General features: G+C 60.5%; 11 protein-coding genes. 9 read left to right on the forward strand and 2 right to left on the reverse strand.

All coding sequences use genetic code 11. The features are described 5' to 3' along the window. Window positions 1–75: 75 nt before the first annotated feature. The 5 genes from CLU92_RS21990 (at window position 76) to CLU92_RS22010 (ending at window position 6,018) form a co-directional block, all read left to right on the forward strand. Entirely contained in the window at window positions 76–747 is a 672-nt protein-coding gene (locus tag CLU92_RS21990; protein WP_101483590.1) for a cytochrome c, read from the forward strand. 183 nt (window positions 748–930) lie between these two features. Continuing rightward, window positions 931–3,027 (forward strand): cytochrome c biogenesis protein ResB, encoded by a 2,097-nt coding sequence (locus tag CLU92_RS21995; protein ID WP_101483591.1) that lies wholly within the window; start codon window positions 931–933, stop codon window positions 3,025–3,027. Between the two features lie 49 nt (window positions 3,028–3,076). After that, the gene (ccsB, locus tag CLU92_RS22000) at window positions 3,077–4,228 is read left to right on the forward strand and encodes a c-type cytochrome biogenesis protein CcsB (RefSeq protein ID WP_101483592.1); all 1,152 of its coding nucleotides are present in this window, start codon (window positions 3,077–3,079) and stop codon (window positions 4,226–4,228) included. A 149-nt stretch (window positions 4,229–4,377) separates the two neighbouring features. Continuing rightward, window positions 4,378–5,355: a protein-methionine-sulfoxide reductase catalytic subunit MsrP gene (gene msrP, locus CLU92_RS22005; protein WP_101483593.1), complete on the forward strand. Its 978-nt coding sequence runs from the start codon at window positions 4,378–4,380 to the stop codon at window positions 5,353–5,355. Between the two features lie 9 nt (window positions 5,356–5,364). Then, window positions 5,365–6,018 carry a sulfite oxidase heme-binding subunit YedZ gene (locus tag CLU92_RS22010; RefSeq protein WP_101483594.1) on the forward strand — a complete coding sequence of 218 codons (654 nt, stop codon included), beginning with the start codon at window positions 5,365–5,367 and terminating at the stop codon, window positions 6,016–6,018. On the opposite strand, the gene CLU92_RS22015 is transcribed toward CLU92_RS22010, so the two are convergent. Further along, window positions 6,015–6,197, reverse strand: coding sequence for a lipoprotein (locus tag CLU92_RS22015; RefSeq protein WP_180338562.1), 183 nt, complete (start codon window positions 6,195–6,197; stop codon window positions 6,015–6,017). The two genes, CLU92_RS22010 and CLU92_RS22015, sit on opposite strands and share 4 nt — an antisense overlap. A gap of 40 nt (window positions 6,198–6,237) precedes the next feature. Between CLU92_RS22015 and cyaY the strand changes: the two genes are divergently transcribed. Next, on the forward strand, window positions 6,238–6,567 hold the full coding sequence (gene cyaY, locus CLU92_RS22020; protein WP_034753246.1) for an iron donor protein CyaY: 330 nt from the start codon (window positions 6,238–6,240) through the stop codon (window positions 6,565–6,567). A 64-nt stretch (window positions 6,568–6,631) separates the two neighbouring features. Here cyaY and CLU92_RS22025 read toward each other — a convergent pair whose 3' ends face one another. Further along, window positions 6,632–8,977, reverse strand: a complete 2,346-nt coding sequence (locus tag CLU92_RS22025; RefSeq protein WP_101483596.1) for a penicillin-binding protein 1A — start codon at window positions 8,975–8,977, stop codon at window positions 6,632–6,634. Window positions 8,978–9,278: 301 nt separating this feature from the next. Between CLU92_RS22025 and pilM the strand changes: the two genes are divergently transcribed. The 3 genes from pilM (at window position 9,279) to CLU92_RS22040 (ending at window position 11,530) form a co-directional block, all read left to right on the forward strand. Then, on the forward strand, window positions 9,279–9,911 hold the full coding sequence (gene pilM / locus CLU92_RS22030) for a pilus assembly protein PilM (RefSeq protein WP_180338563.1): 633 nt from the start codon (window positions 9,279–9,281) through the stop codon (window positions 9,909–9,911). 65 nt (window positions 9,912–9,976) lie between these two features. Then, window positions 9,977–10,480, forward strand: a complete 504-nt coding sequence (locus CLU92_RS22035; protein ID WP_180338564.1) for a PilN domain-containing protein — start codon at window positions 9,977–9,979, stop codon at window positions 10,478–10,480. Window positions 10,481–10,492: 12 nt separating this feature from the next. Further along, window positions 10,493–11,530: a pilus assembly protein PilP gene (locus CLU92_RS22040; protein ID WP_101483599.1), complete on the forward strand. Its 1,038-nt coding sequence runs from the start codon at window positions 10,493–10,495 to the stop codon at window positions 11,528–11,530. The last annotated feature ends 94 nt before the right edge of the window (window positions 11,531–11,624 follow it).

The raw sequence follows: 11,624 nt of genomic DNA on the forward strand, positions 1-11,624 counted from the left end.
CCCTGAAAATAAAGCAAAAATCCACAGGGCGCGGCAATGTCCACCACTAATTTCTCACTGTCTCAGGGTGCCTGAATGAATCGTGCGTTTTCACCGTTGTTCAAATCCATGTTGCTCGCTTTGCTGGCTGTATCGGCAACTGCTTCCGCTGTCGAAGCACCGAAACCGGCCGTCAAGGCCGACGCTGCCAAGGGTGCTACCCTGTACGCCGATGGAGATGCGGCGCGCGGCTTGCCTGCCTGCGTATCCTGCCATGGTGCTGCCGGCAACTCGACCATCACGGTCAACCCGAAGCTGGCCGGCCAGCATGAAAGCTATATCTACAAGCAACTGGTCGATTTCACCACGCCGGAGCGCAACCAGCCCGTCATGACGACCTATGCCAAGATGCTCAGCGACGCCGACAAGAAGAATATCGCCGCTTACCTGGGCGCGCAGCTGTCCAAGCCGGGTGCCGCGAAAAACAAGGATACTATCGACTTGGGCAAGAAAATTTACCGTGGTGGCATTGCTTCCAAGCAAGTTGCTGCCTGCGCCAGCTGTCATGGCGCGACGGGCAATGGTCTTCCCGTTCAGTATCCACGCATCGCCGGCCAGCACCAGGACTACACAGTGGCCCAGCTGAGCATGTTCCGCAGCACCAAGGCTGATGCCCGCAAGAACAGCGCGCAAATGCACACCATTGCCGCCCGCATGTCGGATGACGAGATTGCCGCCGTAGCCGACTATATCGCCGGCCTGAAGTAAGTTTTCATATTGGCAAGATATTGCCAGGCGCACCAGCGCGCATGAAGAGGGCGGCCGTCTCAACGGGCTGCCCTTTTTTATGGCAGGGGGCAAACAGGAGTATGCTGCCGCCTTGCGCGGAGAAACTATCTGCTCCATGCCACATTTTCTTGAAGATTGCATATCCCGTATGAGTATCCACGTATGAGCACAGGCACGACCGGAATCGAGTTAAAGACACAACGCCGCAGCCTGGCTGAATTCGTCGAGCTGGTCTCGTCGATGCGCTTTGCCATCAGCTTGCTGACCCTGATCGCTGTCGCCTCCATTATTGGCACCGTGCTCAAGCAGAACGAGCCCATGCCCAATTATGTGAACCAGTTCGGTCCGTTCTGGTTCGCCGTCTTTGACAAGCTGAGCCTGTATTCAGTGTATTCGGCCTGGTGGTTCCTGGTGATCATGGGTTTCCTCGTCGCCTCGACCTCGCTGTGCATCGTGCGCAATGCGCCGAAGATGCTCAAGGATATGCGCAGCTGGCGCGACAATGTGCGCGAGCAATCCTTGCGCAATTTCCATCACAAGATGGAATGGCAGGCGCCGCTGCCGCGTGCCGTGCTGGCGCAGCAAATGGTGATGCGCCTGAAAGACAGCGGCTATGCGGCCAAGGTGGTCGAGAAGGACAATGCCACCCTGGTGGCGGCCAAGCGGGGCGCCGCCAATAAATGGGGCTATATCTTTGCCCACGGCGCCATCGTCATTATCTGCGTGGGCGGCTTGCTCGATTCGGAAATGCCGATCCGCGTACAGCAATGGTTCTTTGGCAAGACGCCGTTTTCCGGCAGTGGCGTGATCGCCGACATTCCCGCCCAGCACCGTTTGAGCCTGTCAAACCCCACTTTCCGCGGCAACACCATGATCCCGGAAGGCTCGTCGAGCAACACGGCCATCATTCCCCAGGCCGATGGCGTGCTGATCCAGGATCTGCCGATCACGATTTTGCTGAAGAAATTCCATATCGATTTCTACAGCACGGGCATGCCCAAGCTGTTTGCCAGCGATGTCGTCATCACCGATCATGTAACGGGAGAAAGTTTTCCTGCCACCATCAAAGTCAACCAACCCTTGCTGTACAAGGGCCTGGCCCTGTACCAGTCCAGCTTTGAGGATGGCGGCAGCAAGCTCAAGTTGACGGGTTTTCCCATGACGGGCAAGACGACGAAACGCTTCGATATTGGCGGCGAAGTGGGCGGCAGTACGCCGCTCGAACGCAGCGATGGCAATTCCTACACGGTGGAATGGTCGGGTTTCCGTCCGTTTAACGTGGAAAATCTCAGCGCCGGCCAGGATGTGCGCGCCGTCAGCAAGGCGGAGAGTTTCAACGATAAATTTGCCGTCGGCCTGGACAAGCGCCTCGGTTCGGCCGCGAAGAATGCCCACAACAAGGATCTCAAGAATGTGGGCCCCTCGGTGCAATACAAATTGCGCGACAAGACGGGCCAGGCACGCGAATACCAGAATTACATGCAGCCCGTCACCGTGGATGGCACGACGGTGTTCCTGGCCGGCATGCGCGTCAACCCCAGCGACCCGTTCAGCTATCTGCGCATTCCCGCCGATGACAATTACAGCGTAAGCGAGTGGATGCGTTTGCGTGCCGCACTGCAAGATCCCGCGCTGCGCCAGCAGGCTGCCACGCGCTATGCGGCGCGCGCCATGCCGCAAGCGGGGGCGGAAGCCTTGCGCGGCCAGTTGCAGGAATCGGCGGCGAAGAGCCTGGGTATTTTTGCCGGCAATGGGCAAGAGGGCGGTTTCCTGGCCATTTCGCGTTTCCTGGAGAAAATCCCCGCCGCCGAGCAGGAAAAAGCGGCCGATATCTTCATGAAGATCTTGAATGGCAGCCTGTGGGACTTGTGGCAGGCGGCGCGCGCCCAGGATGGCTTGAAAGCCATCGAGGCCGATGACAAGCACGGCCGCTTCCTGCAACTGGCAACGAATGCGCTGTCCGACAGCTTCTTCTATGGCGCACCCGTGTATTTGCAGCTGGACGACTTCACGGAAATCAAGGCGTCCGTGCTGCAGGTGACGCGTTCGCCGGGCAAGAGCGTGGTGTACCTCGGTTGTCTGTTCCTCGTGATCGGCGTGTTTTCCATGTTTTATATCCGCGAGCGCCGCCTGTGGGTGTGGATCAAGGATGGCGAAGGCGGCAGCGAAGCCCTGATGGCCATGAGCACGCAACGCAAGACGCTGGATTTTGAAAAAGAATTTGAGACTTTGAAGGCAAAGCTGCCGCAATCGGCGTAAGCTGCGCTGTGTCCGGGACGCTTGCGCGTCGCCGGGAATGGAGAAAATGATGGAATTGGCAAACAAGCAAATATATACGCAGGAACCAGGATTTTTCAAGCGCCTGAGCCTGATCGATTGGCTGTATGGCGCCGGCTTGCTGGCGGCCTCGCTGTTCGGCCTGATGCGCTTTGGCGCCTTCATGGATATCTATGAAAAAGCCATCTTGCTGGCAGCGGCGCCCACGTTCGCGTGGCTAGGCTGGCACTGGAAGCCCGTGCGCTGGCTGATCCCCCTGGCGGCCGTGCTGTCGCTGTTCGCCATCGAACTGTACTCGGGCCATCTGGAGATGGCGAATCAGAAATTTTTCCTGAAATATATCTTGTCGAGCCAGTCCGCCATCCTGTGGATGGGCACCCTGTTCGTGCTGTCGACGCTGTTCTACTGGATCGGCCTGGTAGCGCGCTCGGAATTCGGCTCGTCCGTCGGCTCCCTGCTGTGCTGGGCCGGCGTGGTGCTGGGCCTGACGGGCATGCTGGTGCGCTGGTACGAGTCTTACCTGATCGGCGCCGACGTGGGCCACATTCCCGTGTCGAACCTGTATGAAGTGTTCATTCTGTTCTCGCTGATCACGGCCATGTTCTACCTGTATTACGAGCAGCATTATGCGACGCGCCAACTGGGCGCCTTCGTCATGCTGGTCATTTCGGCGGCCGTGGTGTTCCTGATGTGGTACACGGTCACGCGCGACGCGGCGGAAATCCAGCCGCTGGTGCCGGCCTTGCAAAGCTGGTGGATGAAGATCCACGTGCCGGCCAACTTCATCGGCTACGGCACCTTTGCCCTGTCGGCCATGGTGGCGGCGGCGTATCTGCTCAAATCGAGCGGCTACCTGGTTGACCGCCTGCCGTCGCTGGAAGTGCTCGACGACGTCATGTACAAGGCCATTTCCGTGGGCTTCGCTTTCTTCACGGTAGCGACCATCCTGGGTGCGCTGTGGGCGGCCGAAGCATGGGGCGGCTACTGGTCGTGGGACCCGAAAGAAACCTGGGCGCTGATCGTCTGGCTCAACTATGCAGCCTGGCTGCACATGCGCCTGATGACGGGCTTGCGCGGCCGCGTCGCTTCGTGGTGGGCGCTGGTGGGCTTGCTGGTGACGACGTTTGCCTTCCTGGGCGTGAATATGTTCCTGTCCGGCCTGCATTCTTACGGTAAATTGTAAAAGCGCCCGAGAAAAAGCCCATGGCAGCCTTGCCTTGCCCTGAACTTTTTAAGACACTTTGCTAACGATTTTTTTCATGACAGAAGCGTCATGAACGGCCCGGGAAAACTGGTGTAAGGTATAAACAATCACCTTTTCCCGGAGCCGCCATGTTGATCAAGCGCAGTCCAAACGGCATCGAATTGCCGTATTCTTCCGAAATTACGCCGCGCGCCGTGTTTGAATCGCGCCGCAGCTTCATCAAGCAAGTAGCGCTGGGTTCGATATCCAGCGCGGCCTTGCTGGAAATGGCGAGCCGCGAAGCGTTCGCGCAAGGCACGAATCCCAAGCTGGCTGCCAAGCTCAATCCCGCCTATTCAGCGCTGGAAAAGCAGACGGCCTATAAAGACGCCACCAGCTACAACAATTTCTACGAATTCGGCACGGACAAGAGCGACCCTGCGCAAAACGCTGGCACCCTGCGCACGCGGCCGTGGACAGTCAGTATCGAAGGCGAAGTGAAAAAGCCGATGACCCTGGATCTCGATGCCTTGCTGAAGCTGGCGCCGCTGGAAGAGCGCGTGTACCGGCTGCGCTGCGTGGAAGGCTGGTCGATGGTCATCCCGTGGGTCGGTTATTCCTTCTCGGAAATCATCAAGAAGGTTGAGCCGACGGGCAATGCCAAGTACGTGGAATTCATCACCCTGGCCGACAAGAAGCAAATGCCGGGCGTGGGCAGCCGCGTGCTGCAGTGGCCCTATACGGAAGGCTTGCGCATCGATGAAGCGAACCATCCGCTGGCGCTGCTGACCCTGGGCATGTATGGCGAAACCTTGCCGAACCAGAACGGCGCGCCCGTGCGCATGGTCTTGCCGTGGAAATATGGTTTCAAGTCAGCCAAATCCATCGTCAAGATCCGTTTCGTCAAGGAACAGCCGCGCACCTCGTGGAACCTGTCGGCGCCGTCCGAATACGGTTTTTACTCGAATGTGAACCCGAACGTCGATCATCCGCGCTGGTCGCAAGCTTCCGAGCGGCGCATTGGCGAAGACGGTTTTCTCGCGCGCAAGCGCAAGACCCTGATGTTCAACGGCTACAACGATGTCGCTTCCTTGTATGCGGGCATGGATCTGAAGAAGTTTTTTTAAGGAAAGACCATGGCCATCAATCCCACGACCAGGCAGCTGTCGCTGCTGAAAAGCCTGATTTTCTTGCTGGCGCTGCTGCCGTTTGCACGCATGGTCTGGCTGACGTACACGGGGCAACTGGTGGAACCGCTGGAATTCATCACGCGCGGCACGGGCGACTGGACCCTGTATTTCCTGTGTATCAGCCTGGCGGTCACGCCCTTGCGGCGCCTCACCCAATGGAATTGGCTGATCAAGCTGCGGCGCATGCTGGGCCTGTTCGCGTTTTTCTACGCGGCGCTGCATTTCACCACGTTCCTGTGGTTCGATCACTTTTTTGATGTGCAGGAAATGTGGAAGGATGTGCTCAAGCGTCCGTTCATCACGGTGGGCTTTATCGCCTTCGTCTTGCTCATCCCGCTGGCCGTGACGAGCACGAACGGCATGGTGAAACGCCTGGGCGGCAAGCGCTGGCAGTGGCTGCACCGCCTGATCTATGTCATCGCGCCCCTGGGCATCCTGCATTTCTGGTGGATGAAGGCGGGCAAGAATAATTTCGCGCAACCCATTCTTTTTGGCAGTATCGTCGCGCTACTTCTGCTAATTCGCGTTTATTTCGCCTGGAGTAAACGAGAGAAAAGCGCCAGGACGGCCAAAGCAGCCACCCCGGTGCGTTCCGTTTAAGTGGCTGGTACGATCACTGGCGGCGGCGGCACGGGTGCCGGTTCGACCGGCCCTTTGTCTGGTGCGCCCTTGGCCGCTGGCGGCTTGGGCAGGTACAGGGGGCCGGGCTGGCCGCAGCCGGCCAGGACGCTAGAGACCACAATGGCGATGCCGATATAAAACGCTGAGGATGACTTCACGATTAGAATCACGGTTTGATTAAGATCTTTGGAGTGTAGCATGAGCGAATCGGAATTCCTGGCCCTGGCCGAAGCCACCCTGACCCAGATCGAGGCGGCGCTGGACCGGCTGAACGATGAAGACGTGCTCGACGTCGAATGCAGCCGCAGCGGCAATGTGCTGGAAATCGAGTTCATCGACAACGGCACGAAAATCATCGTCAACAGCCAGGCCCCCATGCGCGAAATGTGGGTGGCTGCCCGTTCCGGCGGTTTCCACTACAAGCGCGTAGGCGACGAGTGGATCAACACGCGCGACAGCTCGGAACTGTTTGCGGCCCTGTCGGCCATGGCCAGCGAGCAGGCCGGTGCACCCGTGGTCCTGAAATAAGCTTTTCGCCGCGGCAATCAAAAAGGGCAGACTTTGCAGTCTGCCCTTTTTGCATCAAACGATCTTAGAACAGTTCGTTCTTGACGGCTTCCTTGGCTTTTTCTTCCTCCGGCGTGCCGCGTGCCGCGCCTTCCAGGCTGCCTACGCCCGTGCCCGGTGGATTTTCCGCATAGTAATACTCGTCGCCCACGTGGATCAGGCCTTCCGGTACCGCGCGTTCCTCGACGGGAATGCTTTTCAGGGCTTTTGCCATGTAGCTGATCCAGATCGGCAAGGCCAGGCCGCCGCCCGTTTCCCGGTTGCCCAGGTTGCGCGGCTGGTCGTAACCGATCCAGGCGATACCTACCAGCTTGGCCTGGTAACCGGCGAACCAGGCGTCGATGGAATCGTTGGTGGTGCCCGTCTTGCCTGCCAGGTCAGGGCGCTTCAAGGCCATGGCCTTGTTCGCCGTGCCGAAGCGCACGACGTCGTTGAGCATGCTATTCATCATGAAGGCATTGCGCTCGTCGATGACGCGGTTGGCTTCTTCGCCCGCCAGGTCCGGCTTGGCTTGCGACAGGATATTGCCATCGCTATCGGTCACCTTGGCGATCAGATACGGATTGATCTTGTAGCCACCGTTGGCAAACACGGCGTAGGCGCCCGCCATCTGCAGCGGCGTCACGTTGCCGGCGCCCAGGGCCAGGGTCAGGTACGGCGGGTTCTTGTCCGCGTCAAAGCCGAAGCGCGTCGCGTATTCCTGGCCATACTTGGCGCCGATCTTGTGCAGGATGCGGATGGAAATCATGTTCTTCGATTTCATCAAGCCCTTGCGCATGGTCATCGGACCATCGTATTTGCTGTCGTAGTTCTTCGGTTCCCACGCCTGGCCGCCCGTCTGGCCCGCGTCGAACGAGATCGGCGCATCGTTGATGATGGTGGCTGGCGACAGGCCGCGTTCCAGCGAAGCGGAATAGATGAAGGGCTTGAAGGCCGAACCTGGCTGGCGCCACGCCTGCGTGACATGGTTGAACTTGTTGCGGTTGTAGTCGAAGCCGCCCACCATGGCGCGGATGGCACCGTCGGTGGTGCTGGCCGAAACGAAGGCCGATTGGACTTCCGGCATCTGCGTCAAGACCCAGGTGTTGCCTTCCTGCATGACGCGGATCACGGCGCCGCGCTTGATACGGCGGTTCGGTGCCGCTTTTTCCGACAGCCAGGCCGCGCCGAATGTCAGGCCGGGGCCCGTAATGGTGATTTCTTCGCCGGCCGAAGTGACTGCCTGCAGCGATTTGGGCGAGGCTTGCAGCACCATGGCGGCGATGATGTCGTCGCTGTCCGGGTGGTCGGCCAGTTCTGTCTCGATGGCGTCATCCGCTTCTGCCTTGGTTTTCGGAATCTCGATGTAGGCTTCCGGACCGCGGTAGCCGTGGCGTTTCTCGTAATCCATCACGCCCTTGCGCAAGGCAATGTAGGCAGCGTCCTGATCGGCTTTGGTGATGGTGGTGTAGACGTTCAGGCCGCGCGTATACGTGTCTTCCTTGAATTGCTCGTAGACCAGCTGGCGCGCCATTTCCGACACGTATTCCGCGTGCACGCCGAAGGCGCTGCTGTCGGTTTTTACTTTCAGCTCTTCATTCTTGGCTTCCGTGTACTGCTCTGGCGTAATGTAGCCCAGCTGCGCCATGCGCTGCAGAATGTATTGCTGGCGCATGCGCGCGCGTTTCGGGTTGACGACTGGATTGTAGGCCGACGGCGCTTTCGGCAAGCCGGCCAGCATGGCCGCTTCGGCCACGGTGAGATCCTGGATATTCTTGCCGAAATAGATTTGTGCGGCCGAGGCGAAACCGTAGGCGCGCTGACCCAGATAAATCTGGTTCATATACACTTCGAGGATCTGGTCCTTGCTAAGGTTTTTCTCGATCTTCCACGCCAGCAAGACTTCATACGCCTTGCGCTTCAAGGTCTGTTCACTGGACAGGAAGAAATTGCGCGCCACCTGCTGCGTGATGGTCGAGGCGCCTTGCTTGGCGCCGCCCGTCAGGTTGTGCAGGGCCGCGCGGGTGATGCCCAGATAGTCGACACCGCCATGTTCATAGAAGCGGTCATCTTCGATGGCCAGCACGGCTTTCTTCATGACATCGGGAATATCCTTGATATGCACCATGTTGCGCCGTTCTTCACCGAACTCGCCGATCAGCACACTGTCGGACGTGAACACGCGCAGCGGCATTTTCGGCTTGTAATCGGTCAAGGTATCGAGCGCAGGCAGGTTCGGATAGGCCATGGCCAGGCCAAAAACCACCAGCAAGACGCCGACGATGCCCAGGCCCAGCAGCGATACCAGCGCCATCAGCAGAAAACGTTTGGGTTTGCTGCCCTTGGTGGGCGGCTTCGAGCCAGCGGAGCCAGCGGTGTTTGAAGATGTCATGCGTCGTATGTCTTTCGGTTAATTATGCCGGTCAATTATAAGCGAGCTTGCCGGGGTGGCAGCGCGCCGTGGCGCTTGCCGGGGGAAGTGTCGACACTTGTCGATACTCTATATAAGCGTGTATTGGCCCGCTGGCAACCAGGATTTGGTAACAATTATTCTGCGCCAGATCATAGCCGGGCCAGATAGGCGCCGCGCGCCGCAGACACCAGCGTGAAATCCATTTACAAGCCAGCGCTGCCAGGACTAGGCTTTCGGATGGCAGGATCCCCTCCCACGCTGACGTTTCTCTATGAAAAACATGTCCATCCGCAGTTTTATTTGCATCGGTTTGCTGGGCGTCGACATGGCGGACGATGCCGTGCGCGTGGTCGAGTTAACACGCAGGCGGGGTAAATTGTCATGCGGGCATTGCGGCAGCGCCGCGCTGGCGGCAGGGGTGATGCTTGAGGGCAATGTCGAAGATGTGCAGGGCCTGGCCACCACCGTGCGTCTGGCTTGGCGCAACAGTGGCAGCGGCTGCACCCGCGTGGCGCTGGCCATGCCGGCCACGGCCTTGATCACGCATGTGATACGCCTGCAGGCGGGCTTGCCGGAGGAGCAGCTCGAAATCCTGGTGGAACTGGAGGCGGCGCAATACATGCCGTTTGCGCTGGAAGACGCCAGCCTGGATTTTTACCAGCTCGGGCCGGCACCGCCGCTTGCCGGCCAGACGGAGCGGGAGATCGAAGTGCTGCTGGTGGCTGCACGACGCGCCAGCGTGCAGCGCCGCCTCGATGCGGCTACGGCGGCCGGCTTGACGCCCGTCGTCATGGATAGCGAAGCGCTGGCGCGCCAGGCGGCCGTTGCACAAGGGGGATGGCAAGCTTTGCCGGACAGCGGCCTGGCATTTCAGCTGGCCTGGGGGCTGGCTTTGCACCGGTACGCCCGATGAAGGCCGTGGCGCAAGTGCCATGTATCAACCTTTTGCCGCATCGGCAGGCGACACGGCGCCGGCGTATGCAGGTGCTGCTGTGGCAGCTGGCCGGCGGGGCGCTGCTGGGATTGCTGCTGGCCCTGGCTGCAGGCGCCTGGCTGCAGCAGCGGCTCGACGCGCAGCTGCACCGTCAGGAGGGCTGGCGCAATGCCATGCAGCAAGTCAATGCCATCCTTGTCACCGGCAAGCTGGTGCAGGGCGAGATGGCGGCGCTGTTGCTGCGCCAACAGGCCATTGCCAGTTTGCAAGAACAACGCAATGCCTGGGTGCGCATGCTGGACGTGCTGGCCCAGGCGATGCCGGCCGGCGTGGCCTTGCACAGTGTGCGCCAGGAAACGGCGATGGTGCGCTTGCAAGGGCGTGCAGTCTCGCAGGACAAGGTCGCGGCAATGCTGTTGGCGCTGGAACAGGCAGCGCCCTGGTCCCGCCCGGAATTGTTGGAAGTGCGGCTGGAAGTGCGCGGTGCGGCAGATGGTGCGGTGGAATGGACGATACGGCTGGCGTTGGCTAGCGCTGGGCAATCTTAGTCGTGGAGGTTGATGATGCTGAGCTTGAAGACCGCATCGCTGTGGCCGCTACCCGTGCGTCTCGCTTGCGCTGCCCTGTCTGGCATGCTGGTGGCCGCCCTGCTGCACGCCGCATGGCTGGATGACATGATGGCTGCCGTGGAGGCGGCGCAAAGGGAAGAAGGCCGCTTGCGCGCCGAGTATGTGTCGGCGCAGGCCCGGGCGAAGCAATTGCCGCAGTGGCGTGCGCAGCAGCGCCAGGCTGGCGCCGAGCTGGCCCTCCTGGAACAGCAGCTGCCCGACCAGCAAGCGATGGCGGTGCTGTTGACGGACATCAACGCCGTAGGCCAGTCGCGCGGTCTGCAATTTTCACTGTTCAAGCCGGGTGCGCCCCGGCCGCGAGCGCCATATGTCGCCTTGCCGATCACCATACAGTTGCGCGGCAGCTATCACGCCATGGGGGCGCTGCTGGCAGACCTGGCGCGTCTGCCGCGCATCGTCACGGTGCATGAGCTTGCCTTGACTCTCGGCAAGGATCGCTTGCTGACGCTCGATGCCGTACTGCAGGCGTATCGCTTGCCCGAAGCGGGGGAACGGGCGGCGCAAGCTGCCTTGTCGTCCAAGGCGGGCCGCTCCGCAGCCGCGCCTGCATGGCATCCGCTTGCCACGGTCGCGCCATATCCCTACGAGGCCGCCGCCTTGGCCGACCCTTTTGGCGCATTGCCTCCAGCGCCCGCGCCCGGCCAGCGGGGCAGCGTGGCGGGGCCCGACCCGCGCCGTGTGCGCGAACCGCTGGAAAGCGTGGCATTGCCGGCCATCAGCATGGTGGGCAGCGTGCAACAGGCCGGGCGCCTGAACGCGCTGCTGCTGGCGGGCCAGCGCGTGTACCGGGTGGCGGCAGGGCAGTATCTGGGGCCGGACCATGGCTTGGTCACGCAAATCAGCGAACAGGCGCTGCAGTACAGGGAGTTGCTGCAGGATGCGGGGGGCGGGTGGCGCGAACGGCATGGCAGCCTGTCCCTGCAAAAGCCGGGTGACACCAAGGCCAGCGTGCCGGAGGCCACGCCATGAAGCCGTTTATGTGGATGTGCTCGATGTGTTGGGCACTGCTGCATGGCGTCGTTCTGGCCGGGGACGAGGCGGTGGTGCTGGTGACTGCGCCGCG

The organism is Janthinobacterium sp. 61 (assembly GCF_002846335.1).
GTDB lineage: Bacteria > Pseudomonadota > Gammaproteobacteria > Burkholderiales > Burkholderiaceae_D > Janthinobacterium.

What these genes read in the sequence shown, in the direction of transcription:
- CLU92_RS21990 (WP_101483590.1), top strand. Translation starts at nt 76, where the DNA reads ATGAATCGTGCGTTTTCACCGTTGTTCAAATCCATGTTGCTCGCTTTG.
- CLU92_RS21995 (WP_101483591.1), top strand. Translation starts at nt 931, where the DNA reads ATGAGCACAGGCACGACCGGAATCGAGTTAAAGACACAACGCCGCAGC.
- ccsB (WP_101483592.1), top strand. Translation starts at nt 3,077, where the DNA reads ATGGAATTGGCAAACAAGCAAATATATACGCAGGAACCAGGATTTTTC.
- msrP (WP_101483593.1), top strand. Translation starts at nt 4,378, where the DNA reads ATGTTGATCAAGCGCAGTCCAAACGGCATCGAATTGCCGTATTCTTCC.
- CLU92_RS22010 (WP_101483594.1), top strand. Translation starts at nt 5,365, where the DNA reads ATGGCCATCAATCCCACGACCAGGCAGCTGTCGCTGCTGAAAAGCCTG.
- cyaY (WP_034753246.1), top strand. Translation starts at nt 6,238, where the DNA reads ATGAGCGAATCGGAATTCCTGGCCCTGGCCGAAGCCACCCTGACCCAG.
- CLU92_RS22025 (WP_101483596.1), bottom strand. Translation starts at nt 8,977, where the DNA reads ATGACATCTTCAAACACCGCTGGCTCCGCTGGCTCGAAGCCGCCCACC.
- pilM (WP_180338563.1), top strand. Translation starts at nt 9,279, where the DNA reads ATGTCCATCCGCAGTTTTATTTGCATCGGTTTGCTGGGCGTCGACATG.
- CLU92_RS22035 (WP_180338564.1), top strand. Translation starts at nt 9,977, where the DNA reads ATGCAGGTGCTGCTGTGGCAGCTGGCCGGCGGGGCGCTGCTGGGATTG.
- CLU92_RS22040 (WP_101483599.1), top strand. Translation starts at nt 10,493, where the DNA reads ATGATGCTGAGCTTGAAGACCGCATCGCTGTGGCCGCTACCCGTGCGT.